21 protein-coding genes are annotated in these 24553 nt (G+C 66.7%); 7 read left to right on the top strand and 14 right to left on the bottom strand.

Annotated elements, in window-relative coordinates; translation table 11 throughout:
- The first annotated feature begins 2 nt into the window (after positions 1-2).
- The 3 genes from ASC95_RS00595 to ASC95_RS00585 all read left to right on the top strand — a co-directional run bounded on the left by ASC95_RS00595 (position 3) and on the right by ASC95_RS00585 (position 6287).
- Positions 3-2225, top strand: coding sequence for a bifunctional diguanylate cyclase/phosphodiesterase (locus tag ASC95_RS00595; RefSeq protein WP_057295868.1), 2223 nt, complete (start codon positions 3-5; stop codon positions 2223-2225).
- Complete coding sequence (locus ASC95_RS00590) at positions 2225-4081, top strand: GGDEF domain-containing protein (protein WP_057295867.1); 1857 nt, start codon at positions 2225-2227, stop codon at positions 4079-4081. Before ASC95_RS00595 ends, ASC95_RS00590 begins: the two co-directional genes overlap by 1 nt.
- A 163-nt stretch (positions 4082-4244) precedes the next feature.
- Complete coding sequence (locus ASC95_RS00585; protein ID WP_157255883.1) at positions 4245-6287, top strand: autotransporter; 2043 nt, start codon at positions 4245-4247, stop codon at positions 6285-6287.
- A 7-nt stretch (positions 6288-6294) separates the two neighbouring features.
- Here ASC95_RS00585 and ASC95_RS00580 read toward each other — a convergent pair whose 3' ends face one another.
- The 6 genes from ASC95_RS00580 to flhB all read right to left on the bottom strand — a co-directional run bounded on the left by ASC95_RS00580 (position 6295) and on the right by flhB (position 14300).
- Complete coding sequence (locus ASC95_RS00580; RefSeq protein WP_057295865.1) at positions 6295-7641, bottom strand: methyl-accepting chemotaxis protein; 1347 nt, start codon at positions 7639-7641, stop codon at positions 6295-6297.
- Between the two features lie 51 nt (positions 7642-7692).
- On the bottom strand, positions 7693-8406 hold the full coding sequence (locus ASC95_RS00575; RefSeq protein ID WP_056199199.1) for an RNA polymerase sigma factor FliA: 714 nt from the start codon (positions 8404-8406) through the stop codon (positions 7693-7695).
- A gap of 98 nt (positions 8407-8504) precedes the next feature.
- Positions 8505-9281: a flagellar biosynthesis protein gene (locus ASC95_RS00570; RefSeq protein WP_200960053.1), complete on the bottom strand. Its 777-nt coding sequence runs from the start codon at positions 9279-9281 to the stop codon at positions 8505-8507.
- A gap of 8 nt (positions 9282-9289) precedes the next feature.
- On the bottom strand, positions 9290-10942 hold the full coding sequence (gene flhF, locus ASC95_RS00565; protein ID WP_057295863.1) for a flagellar biosynthesis protein FlhF: 1653 nt from the start codon (positions 10940-10942) through the stop codon (positions 9290-9292).
- Entirely contained in the window at positions 10939-13029 is a 2091-nt protein-coding gene (flhA, locus tag ASC95_RS00560) for a flagellar biosynthesis protein FlhA (protein WP_057295862.1), read from the bottom strand. The genes flhF and flhA overlap by 4 nt, the downstream gene beginning before the upstream one ends.
- Positions 13030-13124: 95 nt before the next feature.
- Complete coding sequence (gene flhB / locus ASC95_RS00555; protein ID WP_057295861.1) at positions 13125-14300, bottom strand: flagellar biosynthesis protein FlhB; 1176 nt, start codon at positions 14298-14300, stop codon at positions 13125-13127.
- A 171-nt stretch (positions 14301-14471) separates the two neighbouring features.
- Between flhB and ASC95_RS00550 the strand changes: the two genes are divergently transcribed.
- A complete protein-coding gene (locus tag ASC95_RS00550; protein ID WP_057295860.1) occupies positions 14472-15218 on the top strand; it encodes an ABC transporter substrate-binding protein in 747 nt (248 codons plus the stop codon).
- Between the two features lie 48 nt (positions 15219-15266).
- Here ASC95_RS00550 and ASC95_RS00545 read toward each other — a convergent pair whose 3' ends face one another.
- The 8 genes from ASC95_RS00545 to ASC95_RS00510 form a co-directional block, all read right to left on the bottom strand.
- A complete protein-coding gene (locus ASC95_RS00545; RefSeq protein ID WP_157255979.1) occupies positions 15267-15896 on the bottom strand; it encodes a protein phosphatase CheZ in 630 nt (209 codons plus the stop codon).
- A 28-nt stretch (positions 15897-15924) separates the two neighbouring features.
- Positions 15925-16317, bottom strand: coding sequence for a chemotaxis response regulator CheY (gene cheY, locus ASC95_RS00540; protein ID WP_056199225.1), 393 nt, complete (start codon positions 16315-16317; stop codon positions 15925-15927).
- Between the two features lie 55 nt (positions 16318-16372).
- The gene (gene motB / locus ASC95_RS00535; RefSeq protein WP_057295859.1) at positions 16373-17347 is read right to left on the bottom strand and encodes a flagellar motor protein MotB; all 975 of its coding nucleotides are present in this window, start codon (positions 17345-17347) and stop codon (positions 16373-16375) included.
- Positions 17348-17359: 12 nt separating this feature from the next.
- On the bottom strand, positions 17360-18217 hold the full coding sequence (gene motA / locus ASC95_RS00530; protein WP_057295858.1) for a flagellar motor stator protein MotA: 858 nt from the start codon (positions 18215-18217) through the stop codon (positions 17360-17362).
- Between the two features lie 89 nt (positions 18218-18306).
- Positions 18307-19068, bottom strand: a complete 762-nt coding sequence (locus ASC95_RS00525) for a trans-aconitate 2-methyltransferase (protein WP_057295857.1) — start codon at positions 19066-19068, stop codon at positions 18307-18309.
- Between the two features lie 25 nt (positions 19069-19093).
- Positions 19094-19630, bottom strand: coding sequence for a flagellar transcriptional regulator FlhC (gene flhC, locus ASC95_RS00520; RefSeq protein ID WP_056199239.1), 537 nt, complete (start codon positions 19628-19630; stop codon positions 19094-19096).
- 35 nt (positions 19631-19665) lie between these two features.
- The gene (gene flhD / locus ASC95_RS00515; protein ID WP_056199242.1) at positions 19666-19986 is read right to left on the bottom strand and encodes a flagellar transcriptional regulator FlhD; all 321 of its coding nucleotides are present in this window, start codon (positions 19984-19986) and stop codon (positions 19666-19668) included.
- A gap of 223 nt (positions 19987-20209) precedes the next feature.
- Positions 20210-20593, bottom strand: a complete 384-nt coding sequence (locus ASC95_RS00510) for a tetratricopeptide repeat protein (protein ID WP_057295856.1) — start codon at positions 20591-20593, stop codon at positions 20210-20212.
- Positions 20594-21114: 521 nt separating this feature from the next.
- On the opposite strand from ASC95_RS00510, the gene ASC95_RS00505 reads away from it, so the two are divergent.
- From ASC95_RS00505 to ASC95_RS00495, 3 genes are all read left to right on the top strand, one after another.
- Positions 21115-22026, top strand: a complete 912-nt coding sequence (locus ASC95_RS00505; protein ID WP_057295855.1) for a flagellin — start codon at positions 21115-21117, stop codon at positions 22024-22026.
- 295 nt (positions 22027-22321) lie between these two features.
- Positions 22322-23236 carry a flagellin gene (locus tag ASC95_RS00500; RefSeq protein WP_057295854.1) on the top strand — a complete coding sequence of 305 codons (915 nt, stop codon included), beginning with the start codon at positions 22322-22324 and terminating at the stop codon, positions 23234-23236.
- A gap of 199 nt (positions 23237-23435) precedes the next feature.
- Complete coding sequence (locus ASC95_RS00495; RefSeq protein WP_057295853.1) at positions 23436-24410, top strand: flagellin; 975 nt, start codon at positions 23436-23438, stop codon at positions 24408-24410.
- Positions 24411-24553: the final 143 nt, after the last annotated feature.

Here is a 24553-nt window from a genome sequence, read left to right as displayed (position 1 = left end):
GCATGCTGCCTACCGGTCAAGCCCTCGACGACCTCCCGCCGCGCCCGCGCGTGCTGTTGGTGGACGACGACGAGGTCAATCTGCTGTTGACCGCCGCCGCGCTGCGCGAGCGCGGCTTTGAAGTCACCGAAGCCTCCAGCGGCAGCGAGGCCCTGGGGCTGCTGTCCGCACGCACGCCCGACGTCGTCGTGCTGGACGCGCTGATGCCTGAACTCGACGGCTTCGAAACCTGCTCGCTGCTGCGCGCCACGCCTGGCTTCGAATCCCTGCCCGTGCTGATGCTGACCGGTCTGGACGACGAGGCCTCCATCAACCGCGCCTACCAGGCCGGTGCGACCGACTTCTTCGTCAAGTCGCCGCAGTGGAGCCTGCTCGACGGCCGGCTGCGCTATCTGCTGCGCAGCTCGCGCACGCGGCTGGAGCTGGAGCGCAGCAAGGCCAAGCTGGCGCGCGCCCAGGATCTGGCGCGCATGGGCAGCTTTGAATGGTGGCGCGACACGGCCGCCAGCTTCGTCATTTCCGCCGAGGGCCTGCGCGTCTTCGGCCGCGGCCCGCAGGACCGGCTGGACTTCATCGGCGTCATGCGCATGGTGCCGGCCGATGACCGCCATGTCTTCCTGCGCCTGCTGCGCGACGTCATCGCCCATACCTCGGTGCTGGTCACCGACCTGCCGCTGATCCTGCCCGACGGTCGCCAGCGCGTCGTCCACATCGAGGCCGAGCCCGAATTCAATGAACAGGGCGGCGTCAACGGCTACACCGGCATCCTGCAGGACGTGACCGACCGTCGCCAGGCCGAGGACCGCATCCGCCAGCTCGCCCATTTCGACGCGCTGACCGGCCTGCCGAATCGCCGCCAGCTGATCTACCGTGTCGAGCGCGCCATCGAGAGCGCGCGCCGCGGCGGCCACGAGGTGGGCCTGCTGCTGATCGACCTCGACCGCTTCAAGGTCATCAACGACACCCTGGGTCACGCCGCCGGCGACGAACTCCTCGTCGAGGTGGGCCGGCGCCTGCGCAGCTGCGTGCGCCATTCCGACCAGATCCTGGAAGGCGTGCTCGACGGCCTGGGCAACCGCAGCCACCGCGGCCTGGAGGCCGTGGGGCGCCTGGGTGGCGACGAGTTCGTCGCCCTGCTGCCCGAGGTGACCGATGAGCGCGATGCCGAGCGCGTCGCCCAGCGCGTGCTTGACGCCCTGCGCGAACCCATCTTCGTCGGCGGCCAGGAATGCTTCGTCACGGCCAGCGTCGGCATTGCCCTGTACCCGCGCGACGGCCAGACCATGGCCGACCTGCTGCGCAACTCCGACGTGGCCATGTACGCGGTCAAGAGCCAGGGCCGCAACGCCTCGGCCGTCTATTCGCCGCAGCTGGCCGGCCACGGCAAGCAAAAGCTCGAGCTGGAAAGCGCCCTGCACAAGGCGCTGGAGCGCAACGAGATCGTGCTGCACTACCAGCCCAAGATCGACGTGCGCGCCGCCCGCATGGTGGGCGCCGAGGCGCTGATGCGCTGGCAGCGCGGTAATGTGCTGGTACCGCCGGCCGACTTCATCCCGCTGGCCGAGGAAACCGGCCTCATCGTGCCGCTGTCCGAATGGGCGCTGAAGGAGGCGGCCCGCCAAGCCAAGCTGTGGTCGCTGCAGTTCGGCTTCAGCGACTCCATCGCCGTCAACCTGCCCAGCAGGCTGTTCGAGCGCACCGATCTCGTCGAGCACATCCACCAGTGCGTCAGCGCCTATGGCGTGCCGCACCGGTCGATCCAGCTTGAGATCACCGAGAACAACCTGATGAAGGACCTGCAGAACGTCATCCCGTCCCTGCACCGCCTGAACGAAGTGGGCGTCGAGATCTCCATCGACGACTTCGGCACCGGCTATTCATCACTCGCCTATCTGACGACGCTGCCCATCTCCGAGGTCAAGGTCGACCGCACCTTTGTGCGCGATCTCGGCATCACGCCGCAGAGCTCGGCCGTCGTCACGGCCATCATTGCGCTGGCGCGGGCGCTGGGCCTGCGCGTCATTGCCGAGGGCGTCGAGACGCTGCGCCAGATGGAAGTGCTGCACCGCCTGGGCTGCTCGCTGATGCAGGGCTTCCTGTTCAGCAAGGCGCTACCGGCGGATGAGCTGGAGCGCTGGATCGCCCAGACCGTGCTGCCACGCAAGGCCCCCTGGATCACGCAGGCCGACGGCAGTACCGACGCGGCATCTCGCGGGCAACGGTAATGCGTTCGCAACTGCCGCCGGCCCAACTGGCCAAGGCCGCGCTGCAACGCCTCGCCCAGGCCCGGCTGGAACCTACCCCCGAAAACTACGCGCGTGCCTACGCCATCGAAAATGGCGGCGAGCCGGCACCGGCCGCCGGCGGCGCCAACAGCGCCGTCTCCGAGCGCCTCCAGCAGCTGATGTCCAAGCTGATCAGCCTGGCCCTGCCCTCGGGCAGCACGCGCCAGGAGCTGCAGACCGCCTTGCGTGAGCAAAAGCTCGACGAGTTGCAACGCCAGGTCGACAAGCTGCTCGACGTGGCCGGTCCCGCGGCCCAGGCCGAGGCCCTGGCCCAGGCCATCGAGCGCCTGGTGCGCGGCCTGGAGCGCGGTGGCAAGCACTGGACGCTGGCGCGCAAGAAGGATGGCGTCAGCCGCGTGCTGGAGCTGGGCCGCAACGACAGCGGCAAACTCGTCAAGCGCCTGGGCCAGCTCGTCGCGAGCTGGGACAAGGACGGCGACGGCAGCGGCGTGGAGACGGATGAGGACGGTGGCACACCCAGCCAGTTCTTCTCCGAGAGCACCTTTGCCGAGACGGGATTCCGCGAGAGCACTGGATTTGGGGAGCTGAGCCGCACCGGCCTGCGCGACACGCCGGCGCCGGTCGATACCAGCCCCCACTGGGCCGACGTCAGCAGCGAGCTGAACGGCACCGTGCGCCATGCGCTGCGCTCGCCGCAGACCGAGGCAACGCCGGCCGACGCGTTGATGCGCGAGCTCGACGCCGCACAGGCCGAACTGAAATCTCATGGTGCCAGCCCTGAGCGCGCCACGCAGATGGCGGCGCTGTGCCTGCGCGCGCGCCACCTGCTGGACCACCGCCGCCATCTCTTCGATGAACTGGGCGGCCTGTGCCGCGAACTCAGCGGCAGCCTCGTCGATCTGGCCGAGGACGACTCCTGGGCCCGAGGCCAGGCCGAGGCGATGAACAACACACTCGCCCAAGGCCTGTCGGGCCGCGGCGTGCGCACCGTGTCCGAACTGCTGTCGGGCACACGCGAGCGCCAGCGCGCGCTGCGCGAGGAACGCTCCAAGGCGCGAGACTCATTGAAGGGCCTCATCCAGCGCATGCTGGCCGAACTCGGTGAGCTGGGCCAGCACACCGACCGCTTCCAGAGCAGTGTCGGCCGCTATGCCGAGGCCATCGAGCAGGCCGATTCGCTGGAAAGCCTGACCGGCACCGTGCGCGAGATGGTCGAGGAGAGCCGCAGCGTGCAGAGCCTGGTGTCCCAGACTCAGGCGCGCCTGACGCTCGAGCACGACCGCGCGGCCGCGCTGAACCAGCGTGTCGACGAGCTGGAGGGCGAACTGCGCCGCCTGTCCAACGAAGTCCACACCGACCAGCTCACACAAGTGGCCAACCGCCGCGGCCTGATCCAGGCCTTTGGCATCGAGCAGGCCAAGGCCGAACGGGAGTCAACTCGCGTGGCCCTGGCTTTGCTGGACATCGACAACTTCAAGAAGCTCAATGACAGCCTCGGCCACCACGCCGGCGACATCGCGCTGAAGTCGCTGGCCGAGCGCACCCAGGCGTCCCTCCGCCCTGGCGACATGGTGGCTCGCTACGGTGGCGAAGAGTTCGTGCTGATGCTGCCCAACACGCCGCTGGACGAGGCCCAGCAGGTGCTCGTGCGGCTGCAGCGCTCGTTGTCCAGCGCGCTGTTCAACCACGAAGGCAAGGATGTCTTCGTGACCTTCTCGGCCGGCGTCACGCTTTACCGCCCCGGCGAGACGCTGGAGGCCGCATTGGACCGCGCCGACGTGGCCCTGTACGAGGCCAAGCACACCGGCAAGAACCGGGCGTGTATCGCGGAGTGATTTGCACGGGCGCGTGCCAAAACAGGCTGCACGCCAACTTTGACGCGGTTCCCCTGGAGTGAACGGAAAGTTGCAATTGGCGCTCCGACCGAGAGCGGGCTCGCCGGCATGATGCGCGCGGGCGCGGCAACCGGCGCTCGCAGACCATGCAGCAGGAGCCTCCTTGCGTTCGACCTTTACTGGCGCCAGCCGGCGCGGAATCTTGTTGGCCGGCTGCGCCGTCCTCACGACGGCCTGTGGCGGCGGTGGGGACGCCCAGAGCACGAGCTCGACAGCGGACGCCTCCGCCCAGGCGGTCCAGGCCACCAGAGATATCACAGCGGACGTTCTCGCCAATCGCGACATCACGCTGGACGGTAGCGCCGTCATCAAGCTGCCCGCGGGCACGACGACTTATTCCGGTGTCATCAGCGGACAAGGCACGTTGCGCCTCATGCCCGCCGCCGGCACGGGCACGCTGACCATCACGCGCACCAGCACGTTCACGCTACCGGCGGCCCAGCAAGTCCAGGTCATCAAAAAGACCATCTATCCCGGCGCGGGCTACGCGCTGACCCGCACCGGCTTGAACCCGCCGGTGCTGACCATCGATCCCGGCGTCACGTTGCAGATCGGCACCAACACCAGTGCCGACAGCTCCCCCAACGTCATCGCGACGTCCGACAGCAAGAATGACGCGAGTCTGATCAACGGGGAGATCAACCTCAACAACATCCTGAACAACGGCACGATCATCCTCAGCAGTGCGCAGTTCGTGCTGCTGGGCCAGATCAGCGGCAGCGGCAGCATCGTCCAGGCCCCGGACGTCTGGGGCGGCAACTCATCGGGTGGCGTCAATACCTACTCGGGTGTGCTCGCTCTCACCGTGGGGCAGGATTTCGGCAGCAACCATGTCGCTGCATCGCTGGCCAATGCCAAGGCGGTCCTCAACGAAGGCTCATGGCTGGTCTGGAGCCCGCCAGGCAGCGTCGTCACGGTGACGCAGAACATCTATGAAGCGGCCTACGGGAACGACATCAACTTCCACGCCATCGGCCCGTCGACCATCGTCATGTCGGGCGTCTACAGCCACACCGACAACAGCCCGCACAACCATCCCAACCTGCTCGACCCGGGCCTGAGCGACCCCAGCCTGAACTTCGCCAAGGTCATCTACCGGGGCGGCGCGAACGACGTCAACGGCAACGACGGCAGCTACCGCGGCATCAACATCGAGCGCGGCGCCGGCATCGTCCAATGGGGCGACGGCACACATGCCAACTTCTTTCTGCCGTCGGCACCGTCGCCGGCCGACCCCTACCCGCCGCTTGGCAAGAAGAACGCCTATATCAACCTGCGCAGCGGCACGCTGGCCTTCAACTACAACGGACCGGTGACGCTGCACGTGGGCATCACCGGCGGCGGGGGAGGCCCGCACCGGGACGGCGCGGTCGGTACGGGCAACGTCAAGATCATGCCGACGCCAGGCAACGACGTGACCTTCGCCCAACCACAGAACTACAACGGCACCACGACCATCGGCGCCAACGCCATCCTGCGCCTGGGCACAGGAACACCCGTGCCGCTGAACTACATCACCGTCAATGCGAGCAAGGGCAAATCGACCTTCCTGCAGGCTACCTACAGCGGTGACGCCAGCCTGCTGACGGCCGAGTCGCCCAATGGCCTGGCGAGCAATGCCATCGTCAACGACGGCAAGTTGATCGTCCAGAACACCACGACCGCAATCACGCTGTCCAACATCAGCGGCAGTGGCAGCCTAGCTCACAACGGCGCTGCTGCGCTCACGCTGCAGAACAACAGCTACAGAGGTACCACGCTGCTCAATGGGGGCACCACCTGGGCTGGCAGCGCCAATGCGATGGGCACGGGCGACGTCGTCAGCAACGCGGCCCTGGGGCTGGCCAGCGGCCAGCATGAACTGGCGCTGGTGGGTAGCTTCCGGCAGGGCGCGACCGGCCAGCTCACGCTCTCTATCGCCGGCACTGCACCCGGCGTCACCCACGACCATGTCAGCGTTGCCGGGCCCGCCATGCTCGGTGGCAGCCTGGTGCTGAACTTCAGCGGCAGCTACGCCCGGGGGCAGAAGCTCGTGCTGATCCAGGCCAGCGGCGGCCTCAGCGGTGCGTTCAGCTCGATCAGCAGCAATGGGGCGACCGTGGTGGCTGGGCAGGATGCATCGAGCTTCTTCGTCACCGTGCAGTAGCTTCCGATCAGAAATTGAACGCCAGGCGCAAGCCGCCCCAGTGCTTGCCGGCGACGATGATGGGCGCCGCGGCTTCCTTCAGGATGACGAAGCGGCCACCCCCCATGTCGCGGCGATAGGTCTGCAGCAGAAAAGGGCGCGTGTTGCGCGCCGACGCCAGGCCGGTGCGGTCGTTGAAGATGCGGCGGTAGCGGCTGTTGGCCGTGTTCCAGACTGTGTCGCCCGGGCGCTGCGGCTGGCAGTACTTGCGGTTGTGCGTCGCGATATACCCATTGCGGTCGGCCGCAATGCAGAACACCACCTTGTCGCTGAAGGCCAGCATCTTCTCCTGCACGGCGGGGAAGAGGCGGTCGGTCAACTGGCAGAAGCGCGTCGTGTGCTGCTGCGGGCTGGTGCCGTCGATGGGGCGATATTTGTCGTCGAACAGGTCGGCCTGGCTGATCTGGCCGCTGCGCAGCGCCTCTTCGAGGAGCCCGCTGATCTCCGCGGCGGCGGCCTGTGCCGTGCGAATGAAGGGCATGTCGTCGACCTCGACACCGCTCTCGGCGATCTGCTCGACCAGCTCCTCGGACATGCGCAGGAAACGGTCGCTGCCGTCGAAGGCCACCTTGAGCCCGTGCGAGGCCTGGGACACCTCGCGCTCCAGCTCATGGGCGCGCTCATTGAGCAGGCTCATCTGCTGGCCGCTCTCGCCGGCCGATGCAGAAATGCGCTGCACGTCCTGCTCGACCTCATGGAAGGCGGCGTGGATCTGGCTGGGCTTGGACGGGTTCTCGGTCAGCTCGGCGCTGAAGCGGTCGATACGCTCCTGCAGGCTGGCGATGGCGCTGACGATGGCCTTGGACGAGGACTCGACCTGGCCGGCCAGGGCTTTGACCGCCTCGGCAACGACAGCGAAACCGCGCCCAGCATCGCCCGCATGCTTGGCCTCGACGGCGGCATTGAAGGCGACCAGCCGGGTCTGCAACGAAATCTTGGTGATCTCGGCCGCGGCGCCTGACACCTGGGCCAGCGTGGACGCCATGCCGACGACCTCGCCACCGACGACGCCGAGTGCTCCACGGGCCCGCTGAACGGCGGCGGTGCTCTGGGCGGTGGCGGTGGTGATGGCGGTCTGCGCCTGACCGATCTGGTTGAGCTGCTGGGCCAGGGCCTGCATGGCCTGGCTCTGGGCCTGCACGATGCGCTGGGTATCTTCCAGGGCACCGCGCACTTCCGCGGCATCCTTGCCGACCGTGGAAATCGAGCGGGCCAGCCGCTTGACGACATTCAACGCCGCACTGTCATCTCGCCGGACCGGCTCATCCCGAGTGATGGCGGGGGAAGAACTCCCGCCCTTGGGCCACTTGAACATGCATTTGTCCCCGCTTATTGGCCGGGGCTCGGCAAGAAGCGGCCCCGTGGATTACCAGTCACGCAGCTTAACGCGCAACCTTGCAATCGACTGACTGTGCAACTGGCACACGCGGGACTCCGTGACCTTGAGCACGGCCGCAATCTCCTTGAGATTCATGTCGTGCTCGTAGTACATGCTCATGACGAACTGCTCGCGTTCGGGCAGGTTCTTGATGGCGGCCACCAGCGCCTCGCGCATGCGGTGGTCCTGCAGCTGGGCGACCGGGTTGGCGCCCTCGTCGGCCACATGGCGGTCGAGATAGTCGTTGTCGCCGTCGGCGCCCGACATGTCTTCCAGATAGACCAGCTGGGTACCTCGCACCTTGCCAAGCAGCTCCTGGTATTCCGCCAGCGGCAGGCCCATCTCGGCAGCGATCTCATCCTCGCGCGGCGCACGGCCGAGGCGCTGCTCGACCTTGTGCACCGCGACTTCGATCTCGCGCTGCTGGCGGCGTGTGCCGCGGCTCATCCAGTCACCGCCGCGCAACTCGTCGAGCATGGCGCCGCGGATGCGCTGGGTGGCGAAGGTCTCGAACTGCACGCCCTGCTCGGCATCGAAGCGCGACAGCGCGTCGGTCAGGCCGATCAGCCCGACCTGGATCAGGTCATCCACCTCCACATTGGCCGGCAGCTTGGCAATCATCTGGTGCGCCAGGCGTCGGACCAGCGGGCTGTACTGCTTGATCAGCGTGCTGTTGTCGAGGCGGCCTTTGGGTGTGTACATGGTCAGCTCCGCACGGCCGCCCGAAGGGGCTGAAGCGCCCCCGCGGGGGGCAGCGAACGCAGTGAGCGTGGGGGCATCATGTTTGGTCTCCGGCGAGATCAATGCGCAGCGATGAACGGGGAAGACGTCTTGCGCGCCGGGCGCAGCGGAGTCGCGTCGGAGGCGGCGTCAACGGCCGCTCCCGGGGGCGCCGCAAGCAGCAGCTCGCGAGCGAGATGGCGCAACTCGGGCGTGAGTGGTGCATGCTGGGAGGCTCGCGGGTCCAGGCAGGCCCAGTCGCGCAGCACCGCGCCGAGGAAGCCGTCGGCGCAGGAATGAAGCTGTTGCGCGATGCGGGTGGCCACGCGCAGCTGAGGGTGGCAGGCCATCAGCAGACTGTAGACCATCAGCCCCGCTCGTTGTGTGAGCCATTTCATGCCTGCGTAGGCTTCCGTGACGCTCGCGGGCTCGGTATCAGCCAGCAGCAGCGGGCGCACCTCGCGCAGCGCCACGATGCGGGCGAGTTCGGCCGCCGGAGCATGCAGCAGGATGACGTCGGCGTCGGGTGCGGCGTCGGCCACGGCCTCCAGGAAAGAGGCCGCCGAACCATGGGCATTGATGTGGCGCAGCGGCAGCCCGCGCGCGGCCAGGTAGGACACCTTGGGCGACAGGCGCTCGATGCAGTTGGACAAATCCACACTGGCCAGCTCGGAAGGCTTGGCCGAGTGTTCACCGGCGTCGACGACCAGGGTGTTCAGGTTCAGCTCGGCGAAGGCCGCGCACAGGCCTTCCAGCAGCACGCCGGCCCCCATGACACGCGGATTGCTGACGACCGGCACGAAGCGGGTCTTGGAAGCGGCGAACAGCCGCCGCAGGCCGTGGGCTTGGTCTTGCATGATGGACATCAGTGGACTGCCCTCATGCCTTCGGTCAGCGGGCCGCCGGCGAAGATGAGGTTGACGTCCGTGTTGTCCATGCGCCAGGCGCCGGAGGCGGCGCCCTTCAGCGCGCGCTGCACCAGGCCGACGCTGGGCAGGCGGTGCCAGTCTTCCGGCACGCGCTGGCCGTTGGCCACGCCCAGCACCTTGAGCTTGTGGCGGATCAGGGTGTCCAGGGCCGGGGCGAGCTTGACGGCTTCGTCGATCTTGCTGAGCACGACACCTTCGCAGGCCGCGCCCTTCCAGGCGTTGACGACGTCTTCAATGGTTTCACCCTGCTGGGCGGCATTGATGACGAGCAGCTTCTTGATGCTGGGGTGGGCCAGCATCTCCAGCAGCTCCTGGGTGCGGCTGTCGCGCTGGGCCATGCCGGCGGTGTCGATCAGCACCAGCTTCTTGCTGGACAGCAGGTCCAGCAGATCGTCCAGCGAGGCGCGGTCGTGGGCCGTGTGCACCGGCACGCCGAGGATGCGGCCGTAGGCGCGCAGCTGCTCGTGGGCGCCAATGCGGTAGGCGTCCAGTGTGATGAGGCCGAGCTGGCTGGCACCGAACTTGGTGGCGAAGTGGGCAGCCAGCTTGGCGGTCGTCGTCGTCTTGCCGACGCCGGTGGAGCCGATCAGCGCAAACACGCCGCCGCGGTCCTCGATGGCCGGGGCGGCCTCATCGGTCTGCAGGTTGCGTGACAGCACATGGGCGGCCCAGGCGGTCTCGTCGGCCGGGTCGGCGGGCGAGCCGGGCTTGAACTCGGACGGGCAGCACTCGGCCAGCTTGCGAACCAGGGCCGGGCTGAAGCCCAGTTCCAGCAGCTTTTGCGTCAAACGAGCCTGCACGGGCTGGCGCTGCAGCTTTTCCATGAAGGCCAGCGACGAAAAACGCTCTTCGATCAGGCCGCGCATCTGGCGCAGCTCGGAGGCCATGTCCATCTGGTTGCGCTGGCTGGCATTGGGCTGGCCGGGCAGGGGCATGGGCTCCACGGCGCCGATGTCGCTCAGCTTCGGCACGGCACGCTGCGCGTTCGGAGCGGGGATACGGATCTCGTCGCGCAGCACCGGCGGCGCGGGGCGGGCCTGGGGTGCCGTGGGCGGCGGCACGGCGCGCTTGGGCGTCAGCGCGGCCATCGCCTCCGCGGCGCGGCGGTCGCGCTGCTGGCGGGCGGCGTCCAGCGAGCTGGCAGCGGGCTGAGTCGGCGGAGGTGCGATCCGAGGTGCCGGTGCGATGGGATCGGGCTGGCCGCTGATCTCGGCCTGCCGGCGACGCAGCACGCGTTCGCGGACATAGTCCTGGAAGCTCAGCGTGCTCATGGCCAGCTGTTCCACGTCGCCCTGCACTTCAGGGGCGCCGAAGCTGGGCTCCTGGCGGGCGCGGTCGGCAAAGCTGGCGCGGGCTGGGGCCTGGGCGGGCTGGGTCGGCGGCGGTGCGATCTGCGGGCGCGCGGCGGTGCGCGGCGCGCTCGAGGCAATCTGCTCGATCTGCCCCATACCCTCGGGGGCCATGGCCAGCACTTCCACGCCTTCCGGCACGGACTTGTTGGACAGCACGACGGCGTCGGCGCCGAACGCCTGCTTGACGAGCGCGAGCGCCTCGCGGGATGTGCGAGCGGTGAATTTGCGGACGTTCATGCTGTGCCTCCGATGATGGAGCCGATGCGGATGGTGTGGGTCTCAGGAATCTCGCTGTGGCCGAGCACCTTGAGTCGCGGCGCGGCGCGCCTGAGCAGGCGGGCCATGGGCGCGCGGATCAGGTCGGGCACCAGCAGCGTGGCGGGCACGCCGCGGTCTTCCTGCTTCTGGGCGTTCTCGGCGGCGCTGCGCGCCAGCGTGTCGGCCACGCCCGGGTCCAGGGCTGCGCCGTGCGGCGAATTGAGGGCCTGGGTGACGAGGCGCTCCAGCTCGGGCTCGAGCGCGATGACGTCCAGCTCCTTGGTGGAGCCGTAGATCTGTTGCACGATGGCCGGCGCGATATGGGTGCGGATGCGGCGGGCCAGCTCGACCGGGTCGGTGACGGCGGCGGCATGCTCGGCCAGGCATTCGACGATGGAGCGCATGTCGCGAACGTGCACGCCCTCCTCCAGCAGCAGCTGGAGAACGCGTTGCAGTGTGGCGATGCTGACCATCTTGGGAATCACGTCTTCGATCAATTGCGGTGCCTGCTTGGTGAGGTGTTCCACCAGGGCTTGTGTCTCCACGCGGCCCAACAACTTGGCCGCGTGCACTTGCATCAAGTGTGAAAGGTGGGTGGCCACCACGGTCGAGCAATCAACGACCGTAAACCCGCTCATTTGGGCCATCTCCTTTTGCCGCTCCTCGATCCACACGGCCGGCAGGCCGAAGGCCGGGTCGGTCGTTGGCGTGCCGATGAGCTTTTGCGTCGCATGGCCCGGGTTGATGGCCAGCCACATGCCGGGGAAGGCCTCGGCCTCGCCGACGACGGCGCCGCGCAGCGAGATGCGGTACTGGCTGGGGCGCAGTTCCAGGTTGTCGCGGATGTGCACCGGCGGCGGCAGGAAGCCGACTTCCTGCGCGAACTTGCGGCGCACGCCCTTGATGCGGGACAGCAGATCGCCTTCCTTGCTCTTGTCCACCAGCGTGATCAGGCGGTAGCCAACTTCCAGACCCAGCGTGTCGACCGGCACCAGGTCTTCCCAGCTCGCCTCGCCGGCGCCTTCGCTGCTGGGCATGATGGGCTTGACGGCCTTGGCGGCTTCCAGCGCCTGCTCCTTGCTGCGCAGCCAGTAGGCCAGGTAACCCAGGCCGGCGGCGATCAGCAGGAAGACGACGTGGGGCATGCCAGGGATCAGCCCCAGCGCGGCAATGACGCCGGCCGTGATGGCCAGCGACTTGGCCGAGCCGAAGACCTGCTTGCCGATCTGGCTGCCGATGTCCTTGTCCGTGCCGACGCGCGACACCACCATGGCAGCCGCGACCGAGATCAGCAGGGCCGGCACCTGGGCGACCAGCGCATCACCGACGGCCAGCAGGATGTAGCTGTCGGCGGCCTGGCCGGCGGACAGGCCATGCTGGGCCACGCCGATGATGAAGCCGCCGACGATGTTGATGGCCAGGATCAGCATGCCGGCGACCGCGTCGCCGCGCACGAACTTGCTGGCACCGTCCATGGAACCGAAGAAGTCGGCCTCGTCGGAGAGTTCCACGCGGCGGCGCTTGGCCTCGGCCTCGTTGATGAGGCCGGCGTTCAGGTCCGCGTCCACCGCCATCTGCTTGCCGGGCATGGCGTCCAGCGTGAAGCGCGCGCCGACTTCGGCAATGCGCTCCGCGCCCTTGGTCACGACGATGAAGTTGATGACCACCAGGATGGCGAAGACGATCAGGCCGACCGCGAAGTTGCCGCCGATGAGGAAGTGGCCGAACGATTCGATGACCTTGCCGGCGGCGCCCGTGCCGGTGTGGCCCTCCAGCAGCACGACGCGCGTGGACGCGACGTTCAGCGACAGGCGCATCAGGGTGGTGAGCAGCAGCACGGTCGGGAAGGCTGCGAAGTCCAGCGGCCGCACCATGTGGGCGGCGACCATCATGACCATCACCGCCATCGCGATGTTGAAGGTGAACAGCAGGTCCAGCGCGAAGGGCGGCAGCGGCAGCACCATCATGGACAGCACGAGCAGCACCGCGATGGGCGCGCCGAGCGCGGCGATGATGCCCGCGCGTGGGCCGAGCAGGGCTTGGAGTTTGGCGGTGAGCTGGTTCATGCGGCAGGTGGGGTCTCACCTGCATTCTTCGCGGCGGCCCGGAAAACTTGAGCCGGAGAAACGGCGGGAAAGCCGGGCTGTTCTCCCCGCAGCGCTCACTCCGTGAAGTCTTCCTCGGGCTCGGGTGCCCAGCCCGGATTGTTGTGCGGGTCGAGCTCCGGCGGCACATGCGGATGCGGCACATCCGGGCGGGCCATGTTGCGCGAGGCCAGGGCGGCGCGCAGCTGGTAGACGTAGGCCAGCACCTGGGCCACGGCGCCGAACAGCGCGGCGGGGATCTCGTGGTCGACCTTGGCGTGGGCGTAGAGGGCGCGGGCCAGCACCGGTTGCTGCAGCACCGGCACCTTCGATTCCTTGGCCAGGTCGCGGATCTTCATGGCCAGCAGGTCGGCGCCCTTGGCGATGACCTTGGGCGCGGCCATCTTGCCTTCCTCGTACTTCAGCGCGACGGCATAGTGGGTCGGGTTCATGACGACCAGGTCGGCCTGCGGGACGGCAGCCAGCATGCGGCGCTTGGCCATCTCGCGCATGATGGCGCGCATCTTGGCCTTGATCTCGAGGTTGCCCTCGACCTCCTTCATTTCCTGCTTGGCCTCTTCGCGGCTCATGCGCATGCGGCGCAGCCAGAGCTGGCGCTGCAGCGGCACGTCGATGGCGGCGAACACCGCCAGCGTCACGGCCAGCAGACCCAGTCCCCCCATCAGCTGCTGGCCCGCGTAGGCCAGGGCGGACGGCAGCGGCACGGACATGATGCCGACGTAAGCCGCCAGGCGGTCCTTCAGCACCATCGCGCCGACGATGCCCAGCACCAGGGCCAGCAGCACCGCCTTCAGGGCCGAGCCGAAGCCCTGGCCGGTAAACAGGCGGCCCAGGCCGGCGAGAGGATTCAGGTGTGAGAACTTGGGGGCGAGCGGCTTCATCGTCCAGTTCCAGCCGCCGCTGGCCAGGTTGCTGGCGATGCCGACGATCACCAGCAGCGCGGCGATCGGCCCCATGACGGCGGCGAAGGCCAGCGTCATCTCGGCCAGGCGCTCGCCCATGAAACCCTTTTGCGCCAGCAGGCGTGCGTCGAAATGCAGGCCGGTGATCATGGTCTGGCGCAGCTTCTCGACGATCTGCGGCCCACCCACGGACAACGCGGCGCCACCGGCGACCATCATGGCGAAATGCGGCAGGTCGCGCGAGCGCGGCACCTGGCCCTCGGCCCGAGATCTTTTGATCTTCTTGGGCGAGGCGGGTAAGTTGCGATCCTGTGCGTCGTGGTCGGCCATGGTGGTGCTGCAGCTGAACCGAATTGTTCGAGGCAGCCGCTGAAACTTGAGCGAGAAAAACAGGGGGGATGCCCGGCTATTCCCAATCGGGCCGCAGCGCGCCGGCCCAGGTGTGCAGGATTGCCGCCGCCGGGGTGGCGAGGCCGGCGCTGCTGGCGCTAACCTTGGGCCGTGCCCCGCTCCACCCGCCTGCTCACCCTGTTGGCCGCGTCCTGCGCCGGCGCAGCCCTGGCCCAGGCGGCCCCGCTGGCCATCGAGTACCGCGACAAGCCGCCCTACAGCTACACGGTGGACGGCAAGCCGGCCGGCTTTCTGATGGAGCGCACCGCCAAACTGTTCAAGCGCGCTGGCATCGAGCCCCGTTATGCCGAAGTGCCGATACGACGCACGCTTCAGAATTTGCAGGCCAACCAGGCTGCCCTGTGCTCACCGGGCCTGTACAAGAATCCCGAGCGCGAGGCCTTTGCCCGCTTCTCCCTGCCCATTCACCGCGACCGGCCGCATGTGGTGCTGGCCCATGCCAGCGTCGCAGCACAGATCCGCGCCATCCCGCGTGTCGCCCAGCTGTTTGCGGATGCTTCGCTGCAACCCGGCATCCTGGACGGTGTGTCCTACGGCTCACAGCTGGACCAGTTCCTCGCCACGGCGGCCAAGCCGCCCTTGCGCGCCCAGCTGGCGCCACTGCAGCTGGCGCGCATGGTGGGCGTGCGCCGCGCCGACTACATGCTGATCGACGAAGAAGACCTGAACTGGCTGCGCAAGGACCCCGAATTCGCCCCCCTGCCCCTGGTGCGCGTCGAGTTCACCGACATGCCGCGCGGGGAACTGCGCTACCTGGCCTGCTCCCTGCAGGTCAAGCCACAGACGCTGGACAAGCTCAATCAGGCCATCCGCGAGCTGGTACCCGAGGCCGAGTGACAAAGCAAAAAGCCGGCACGAGGCCGGCCTTGCACGCGAAGCAGCGCCTCAGAAGCCGAGGCTGGCCAGCAGGTCGTCGACCTCGCCCTGGTTCGTGACGACGTCGGTACGGCCTTCGGCATTGACGACCGGGCCCTGCAGGATGGTCGGGTCGACCTTCTCGCGCTGCTCGGGCGGCACGACCTGCACCAGCAGCTTGACGAGGCTGTCTTCCAGGTCGTTGGCCAGCTTCACGACCTTGGCCACCACCTGGCCGGTCAGGTCATGGAAGTCCTGGGCCAGCATGATGTCCGTCAGGTGGCCATCAATGCTCGCGGTGCGGTTCTCGACGTCCTTGACGAAGTTCATCACGGCGCCGCTGGCAACGGCGCGCACAGGGTCGGCAACGATGGCAGCAGCCAATTCCTTGGTCGCCCGGCTGATGCCGGCGTGCTCACCCTTGGCCTGGTCGACGGAGTTCAGCACCTTCTCGGCGGCGGCCGCGGTCTTCTCGGCGATGTAGCTCAGGCGGCTGCGCGCGTCGGGCAGGCCGTCGGTGGCCACCTGCAGCTTGGGCATGACGCCCAGGCGCTGCATGGTGTCATGCAGCGTGCGCGTGATCGTGCCGAGTTGCTGAAAGACTTCGGGCGAGACGAGCAGCGGCTCCTGGGCCTTGCCCAGTTGCTCCAGTTGATCCATCGACATGACAGTCCCCTTTTTGGTGTTGTCAGGCCGCGGCGGCCAGCTTCTGCATGATCTTGAGGACTTTTTCTTCCAGCGTCGCCTTCGTGAAGGGCTTGACGATGTAGCCCGCAGCGCCCGACTGGGCGGCCAGCACGATGTCTTCCTTGCGCGCCTCGGCGGTGACCATCAGCACGGGCAGGTGCTTGAGGTTGGGGTCTTCCTTGATGGCCTTCAGCAGCTCGAAGCCCGTCATGTTGGGCATGTTGATGTCGCTGACGACGAAATCAAACTTGGCGCCCTTGAGCATGTTCAACGCCTCGACGCCGTCCTCGGCCTCTTCGCAGTTGTTGTAGCCAATCTCCTTGAGCAGGCCGCGCACGATGCGGCGCATGGTGGAGAAGTCGTCGACGACCAGGAATTTCATATCAGTGCTCATGGCGATCCTCTCTCGGGTGCAGGCGGTATTTCAGGGTCAGCACGCAGTCTAGTTTCTAGCGAGCCGGCGCCGACGATTGAGTTTGCGGCATTTTTCCGTTCTGCGGCACTTGCGTGGACTCGGTCTGCGCGGGCGCAGCGTCGCCTTCGGGCTCGTCGGGCAGATTCTTCAGCACGGCGTCCTCGGCATCGCGGTTCATGACGATGATGCTGATGCGCCGGTTCAGCGCGCCGTTGGGGTCCTTGGCGTCGAGCAGCTTGCTGGCAGCCAGGCCCTGTACGCGCAGCATGCGTGCCTCCGACAGCCCGCCCGCGACGAGCTCGCGGCGCGAGGCATTGGCGCGGTCGGCCGACAGCTCCCAGTTGCTGTAGCCCTTGTCGCCGCCGGAGAAGGGCTGGGCGTCGGTGTGCCCCTCCACGGTGAGCCGGTTGGGCACCTCGGTCAGCACGCTACCGAGCTCGCGCAGCAGTTCACGCATATAGGGCTTCACGATGGCACTGCCACTGTCGAACATCGGCCGGTTGCCCTCGTCGACGATCTGGATGCGCAGGCCTTCCTTGGTCATGTCCAGCCGGATCTGGCCGCCCAGAGCGGCCAGCTTGGGGTTCTCGGAAAGCACCTGCTCGACTTTGGTCTTGAGTTGCTCCAGGCGCGCCTTCTCGGCCTTGCGCTGTTCTTCCTTCAGTGCACGCAAGGTGTAGCTGGCCCGCTTGGCGGCGCTCTCGCCTTCCTTGACCTGGCCGGTCTCGCGCGTGAGGTCCTTGCCGCCGCCGCGGATGACGCTGGAAGAGTCCCCCGAGCCGGAACCGCCGAGCATGGCCACCTTCAGCGGCGACTGGAAGAAGTCGGCGATGCCCTTCTTGTCGCCCTCGGTCGTGGAGCCGAGCAGCCACATCAACAGGAAGAAGGCCATCATGGCCGTGACGAAGTCGGCATACGCGATCTTCCACGCACCGCCATGCACCGCATGGCCGCCCTTCTTCACCTTCTTGATGATGATGGGCTGGAGTTTTTTCGCGTCCCCCGCCATGTCAGGTCCTCGTCATTTCTTTTTGACGTGGCCTTCGAGCTCGGTGAAGCTCGGGCGGTCACCCGAGAACAGCACCTTGCGGCCGAATTCGATGGCCACCTGCGGAGCGTAGCCCTGCATGCTGGCCAGCAGCGTGGTCTTGATGCACTGGAATTCCTTGCCGCCGTCCTCGACCTTCTGCTCCAGCAGGCCGGCCAGCGGCTCGGCAAAGCCGTAGGCCAGCAGGATGCCCAGGAAGGTACCGACCAGGGCCGAGCCGATCATGCCGCCCAGCACCGCCGGCGGCTGGCCGACCGAGCCCATGGTGTTCACGACGCCCAGCACGGCGGCCACGATGCCGAAGGCCGGCAGGCCGCCCGCCAGGCGTTGCAGCGCGGCTACGGCGGCGTGTTCCTCCTGGTGATGGGTCTCGATCTCGCTGTCCATCAGCGACTCGATCTCATGGGCGTTCAGGTTCCCCGACACCATCATGCGCAGGTAGTCGGTGATGAATTCGGTGACGTGGTGGTCATTGCCCACCACCGCGTACTTCTGGAACAGCGGGCTGTTGTGCGGGTCCTCGACGTCCTTCTCGATGGACATCAGGCCCTCCTTGCGGGCCTTTTGCAGGATGTCGTACATCAGCGCCAGCAGCTCCATGTAGCGGGCCTTGCTGTATTTGCTGCCCTTGAAGCACAGGCCCAGGCCCTTGGCCGTCGCCTTGACGACCTTCATCTGGTTGTTGGCCAGGAAGGCGCCGATGGCGGCGCCGAAGATGGTGATCATCTCGAACGGCAGGGCGTGCAGGATCACGCCGATGTTCCCGCCGTGAGCGATGAACACGCCGAAGATGCAGACCATCGAGACGGCCCAGCCAATGATGACGAACATGTGCTGTGGGGTTGTGGGAGTTCAGGCCTTATCGGCCCGGTGCCGGGGGGCTGAAGAAAGTATGCCGCGCAGCAGGCGTTGTGAACGCCTCAATTGGCGGTCTTTGACGCCGCTTTCTGCACCGGGCGGTAAAGCCACACGAACTGCCCGCTGGACAATTGCCAGCTGGCAACCGGTACGGCGCCGGGCACGGCGAAGTCCAGGCTGACGAGCCAGGCCTCGGGCGCCAGTTCAGCGCAGGCCTTGGCCCAGATGCGCGGCATGGACTCGGGGCGCTGGAAGACATAGACCAGGGCGAACGGCGTCCAGCTGTCGGCCCAGAGGTCGCCTTGGCGCACCCTGGCGCCACGCAGCCGCCAGCCTGCCAGCAGTGCCAGCGGCCTGCTCCATTCAACGCCCTCGACGCGTGCCTGCGGGTAAGCGTGCAGCAGTTCACGCAGGCCATCGCCAACGCCACAGCCGGCATCAAGCACCCGGGCGCCCGGCGGCAATGGCGCCAGGGCAGGCAAGCGGCCGAGCGCCCCCCACGGGGTCGGGAACAGGGGCGCCTCGGACCAGGTCCTGCGTGGGTAGAGCCACCACAGCAGCGCCAGCGGCGCCAGCCACAGCAGGCCTCTCGTGAGGCCTTCACCGCCCTGCCAGCCAAGCGCCAGCACGGAGGCCGGGAAGCCCAGCGCGACGATGAGCCGCCGCCAGCGCTCGCCATGCAGCCAGGCCAGGGCCGCAGCGACGGCCGCGCCCAACGCCAGGGCCGGCCCGGGTGACAAGCCGGCAAAAAGCGCGGCCGCATAAATGAACCAGGCCGCCAGCCAGCTCAACAGAGCCGGCAGCGGCCAACGGGTGATCCACATGGCGACAGTGTCGCCTTGTTATCAGTCAATGCATCTGGATGGAGCCTTGCGCGCGACCCTTGCCGGCACGTGCGGGCGGATTGCACAGGCCGCAGACGAAATGGCGGGCGATCTCGTGCGGGTGGGTGACGAACTGGCCATTGCACTTGGCGCACTTGGTCAGGGTCAGCATGCCGTTGTCGACGAACTTGACCAGGCGCCAGGCGCGCGTGACGGACAGCATGGCTTCCAGGCCCTGGGCCGTCGTCTGCTCCTGGTAGAGCTGGTAGGCCTTGATGACGGTGTCGATCTCGTCCATCTCCGCGGCCTTGTTCAGGTACTCGTGGATGTTCAGGAATAGGCTGGCGTGGATGTTGGGCTGCCAGGTCATGAACCAGTCGGTCGAGAAGGGCAGCTGGCCCTTGGACGGCGACTTGCCGCTCACTTCCTTGTACAGGCGCAGAAGGCGCTCGTAGGACAGGTCGGTTTCCGATTCCAGCACCTGCAGGCGGGCACCGAGGTGGATCAGCTGAACGGCACGGTCGATCTGCTTGGCTTCGGTGAGGATGCTTTTGACGCGCATGGTGTGGCTCCGGAATCAGTAAGGGCGGTTCTAGATCAGGCGTGCTCGTGGCGGCCGGCGATCAGGATGGAGGCGTGCAGGCGGCTGACGCTCTCGTTCGCACCGGGCTTGCTGTGGTTGGTCAGCAGGCCCCACACCAGGTCGTCGCTCATGCGGAAGGCGCACAGCAGCGTGTTGCCGGAAGCGATCTTCATGATCTGCGCCGGGCTCAGCGTGCCAATCAGCGTGGCCGTGTCCTCGCTGATGCCCAGGCGGTACAGGGCCTGTTCGCGGTCGGCGCGGATCAGGCTCTGGGCCAGCATCAGGTAGGACAGGTTGGCTTCACGGATCTCGGCGAGCATTTGGTCGGTGTTCATGGCGGCTTCCGTCAGAGGTGATGGGGTGTTGCGGATCAGTGAAACGGATTGTGTTGACCCCTCTTCTTTCGCGATATCAGGCAGCGTCGGTGCCCGGCGTCACCTTTTGTGGAAGGCCTTGTCAGCCAAATTCCTACAGCCGCGTCGGGCCGGCCAGCGCCCAAAAACCAAGGCCCCGGCAGCTCGCGCTGGCCGGGGCCTTGAAGGTGTGAAATTAGTCGCGTCAGACGCGCTGCAAGCGCTGCAATTCCGTCATGGCGACCGGCATCAGCTCCGGCGACTCGGCGCGCAGGCTGTCAGCGCCGGGGCCGGACTGCAGAGTCGTCAGCACCTCGATGGCCCGCTTCTTTTCGCCGCGGCCGGACAACGCAAAGCCCAGGGTGTACAGGCTGGGCCCGTGATCAGGCTGGATCTTCAGCGCGCGCTCGGCGCTGGCAGCGGCCTGGTCGTGGCGGCCGGCCACGAGCAGCAGCGCGCCCATGTCGGCCAGCAGCTCGTGGCTCATGGGTTCGTCGGCCAGGGCGTCCTGCAGGATGCCCAGTCCCTGACCCAGATTGCCTCGGGCAGCCTCGGCAAAGGCGGCATTGCGGGCGCGGGCCAGCAGCATCAGGGGTTCCTCCGGCTGCGTGGCAGCGGTGGGAAGGTGAACAGCTTTTTGACGGGTCGAGGCGGACAAGGCGGGCATCGCAGGCTCCAGTCCGGCGTGCGGGTTCGGCCGGGATGGAGCGGACTTTAGGCAGGCCTCAGACGACCGATCCAAGGAAAAGGCAGGCCCGAGCAGCCCAAAAAGTTTTCATTGGACTGATCCGATGAACAAGGCTTTGCAGATGCCTCTGTTCAAAAGATCACACCCCTTGACAAAAGCGCCTCAAGAAACGTGTCAGCCCGTCCGATAGCCATTGCAACGGCGCCGGCAACGGTTCCGTGGTCCGGCTGGAAAGCCGAGGCGATGTCCAAAGCCCAGGCGGCGGACGAGCTTCAACGGTTGACTGGCGTCGGGCGTAGCCACAAGGGCTTGCCTATTAGTTAGTAAGGCGAGTCTGCGTGGGCAGCACGGGTGCCTCACCCGGGCACTCGGGTCTTCGCCGGCGCTTTGCCGGGTCATCTCTAGCTAAAAGGAAGCGCATCATGCCCGCAGTTATCAATACCAACCTGCTGTCGCTCAACGCGCAGCGCAATGCCAGTTCCGCGCAAAGCGCGCTGGCGACCTCCATGCAACGTCTGTCGTCCGGTCTGCGGGTGAACTCCGCACGTGACGATGCCGCCGGCCTGGCCATCGCTGAACGCATGAATTCCCAGGTCAAGGGAATGAATGTGGCCATCCGCAATGCCAATGACGGCATTTCGCTGTCACAGACGGCTGAAGGCGCCCTCGGCAAAGTCAACGACATGCTGCAGCGCATGCGTGAACTGGCCGTGCAGTCCGCCAACGGCACCAACAACACCGACGACCGCACCGCGCTGAACAACGAGTTCACGCAGCTGCAGAGCGAAATCACCCGCCTGAGCACGAACACGACCTTCAACGGTCAGGCGGTGCTGACCAACACGACGGCGTTCAACTTCCAGGTCGGCGCCAACGCGACCACGAACGACACCATCACGATCAGCGGCCAGAACATGCTGGGCACCGTCACCGCAGTCGGCAAGAACGACGGCGCGCTGGCTGAAGTGGCCAACACGACCAACACCGACATCTCGAACGTCGGCGCGGCCGGCACCGGCGCCACTTTCGATGCCTACACCGGCACCGGCACCAAGGGCGCCCTGGACTCGATCGCCAAGATCGACCAGGCCATCGCCCAGGTCAACGTGGCCCGCTCGACCTTCGGTGCCGCCCAGAACCGCTTCGACGCCGTGATCGAAAGCCTGGGCACCGCGGTCGAGAACCAGTCCGCCGCCCGCAGCCGCATCATGGATGCCGACTACGCGATGGAAACTGCCAACCTGAGCCGCGCGCAGATCCTGCAGCAGGCGGGTACGGCCATGATTGCCCAAGCCAACCAGCAACCGCAGCAAGTGCTGTCGCTTCTTCGATGATCCTGGGCCAGCCTCGACGCTGGCCCTGAGCTCCGACGCGACAGCCGTCGTCGTCGACCCCCGAGGGCAAAGCCCGCCAGCTCAAGCACCTTAAAAGGCCGCCAATCACCCCGCAATTCGCGAGATTGAGCGGCCCGTTTTACAAAGGATCACTCTCAAGCGTTCCCCCGACCGTTCCGATAACGGATTCAACGGGTCCCAGCTCGTCAGCCAACGCACCAGGCCACACAACAGGCCCATGCGCCGGCTGCCCAGGGCTCGGATTCAATCCATTGGCACTGAAAAGGAACGCGCCATGTCCGCAATCATCAACACCAACCTCGCCTCGCTGAACGCTCAGCGCAACACGTCCGCCTCGCAGGGCTCGCTGATGGTCAGCATGCAGCGCCTCTCGTCGGGCCTGCGTGTCAACTCGGCCAAGGACGACGCCGCTGGCCTGGCCATCGCCGAACGCATGAACACCCAGGTGCGCGGCATGAGCGTGGCCATCCGCAACGCCAACGACGGCATCTCCTTCGCGCAGACCGCTGAAGGCGCGCTGGGCAAGATCGGCGACATGCTGCAGCGCATGCGTGAACTGGCCGTTCAATCAGCCAACGGCACGAACAACACCGACGACCGCACCGCGCTGAACAACGAGTTCTCACTGCTGCAGTCCGAAATCACGCGCCTGTCCAGCAACACCAACTTCAACGGCAACTCCATCCTGACGGGCTCCGCAGCCACCACCTTCCAGGTGGGCGCCAACGCGACGGCCAACGACACCATCACGATCACCGGTGCCGACATCCTGAATGCCGCCACCGCTGCCAGCACCAACCAGGGCGCCCTGGCCGAGGTCACCAACACGACCAACACCGACATCCTGCTGGTTGGCGCGGCCGGTACCGGCGCCACCTTCGATCTCTACACCGGCACAGGCACCAAGGGTGCGCTGGACTCGGTCGCCAAGATCGACCAGGCGCTGTCCCAGGTGAACACGGCCCGCTCCACCTTCGGTGCCGCCCAGAACCGCTTTGACGCCGTCATCTCCAGCCTGCAGGTGTCGGTGGAAAGCCAGTCGGCCGCACGCAGCCGCATCATGGACGCCGACTACGCCAGCGAAACCGCCAATCTGAGCCGCGCGCAGATCCTGCAGCAGGCCGGCACGGCGATGATCTCGCAGGCCAACCAACTGCCCCAGCAGGTGCTGACGCTGCTGCGCGGCTGATAGAAGCAAGGCCACCGGCGGTGGGGCGCCGCCGGCACGGGCTTGAGAAGCGTTGAACAACGCTTCCTTAATAGCCGTGGTTTTGACCGTTGTTCGCGGGTTTGACCTGCGGAGGGCACCAACACAATTCACTCCATCGCGTCGCTGACTTCTGCGGCGCGGACACCGGAATCAACCGGGCTGTTGCAGGAGTGCTTAAATGCCCCAGACGATCAATACCAACATCGCATCGATGAACGCGCAGCGGAACTTGAACAGTTCCCAAGGACTGCTGGCGGTGTCGATGCAGCGCCTGTCTTCTGGCATGCGTGTGAATTCCGCCAAGGACGACGCCGCCGGTCTGGCGATCGCCGAACGGATGAACACCCAGGTCCGTGGCATGTCGGTCGCCATGCGCAATGCGAATGACGGCATCTCGCTGGCGCAGACGGCTGAAGGCTCGCTCGGCAAGGTCGGCGACATGCTGCAACGCATGCGTGAATTGGCCGTGCAAGCGGCCAACGGCACCAACAACGTGCAGGACCGCTCGGCGCTGAACAACGAGTTCACGCAGTTGCAGACCGAAGTGGGGCGCCTCATACGCAATACCAACTTCAACGGTTCACAGATCCTGACCGGCGCATCGACCTCGTTCACCTTCCAGGTCGGCGCCAACGCCACGGTGGATGACCAGATCGTCATCGGGCAAAGCGACATCCTGACGACGACCCTGGGGACCACCGGCACGCCCAACGGCAATGACGGTGCCCTGGAAGCCGCCATCAACAGCACCAAGATCAACATCCTGGGCGCCGCTGGCAGCGGTACGGGGGGCGTACCGCCGACCGCGGCGGTGGATTTCGCCGCAGCTGGCGCGCCGCCTGCCCTGACTGGCGCCAGCGCGGACCAGGGTGACCCGTCGGTGGCTGTCCAGTTCCTGGACTTCGCACTCGCCCAGGTCAATCTGGCCCGCTCGACCTACGGTGCGATCCAGAACCGCTTCGACTCGGTGATCGGCAACCTGCAGGTCGCCGTCGAGAACCAGACCGCGGCCCGCTCGCGCATCATGGATGCCGACTACGCCCAGGAAACGTCCAACATGTCGCGGGCACAGATCCTGCAGCAGGCTGGCAACGCCATGGTCGCCCAGGCCAATCAGCTGCCGCAGCAGGTGCTGCAACTGCTCAAGGGCTGAGTCGCACGCCGTACCAAAACGCCGGGATCCGCGTGTCGGAAGTCCCGGCGTTGTCATTTTGGCGCTGAGTTGGCCAAAATTTTCCTAAAGTTCGCCACCGGCATGCCGAAGGCCCTACGGAACGGGTCTTAACAGGAAAGGGC

Origin of the sequence: Pelomonas sp. Root1217 (genome assembly GCF_001425705.1) — a bacterium.
Lineage (GTDB): Bacteria > Pseudomonadota > Gammaproteobacteria > Burkholderiales > Burkholderiaceae_C > Pelomonas.
Note: the sequence above shows the minus strand (reverse complement) of the source record. Positions and strands in the feature narration are given on the sequence as shown.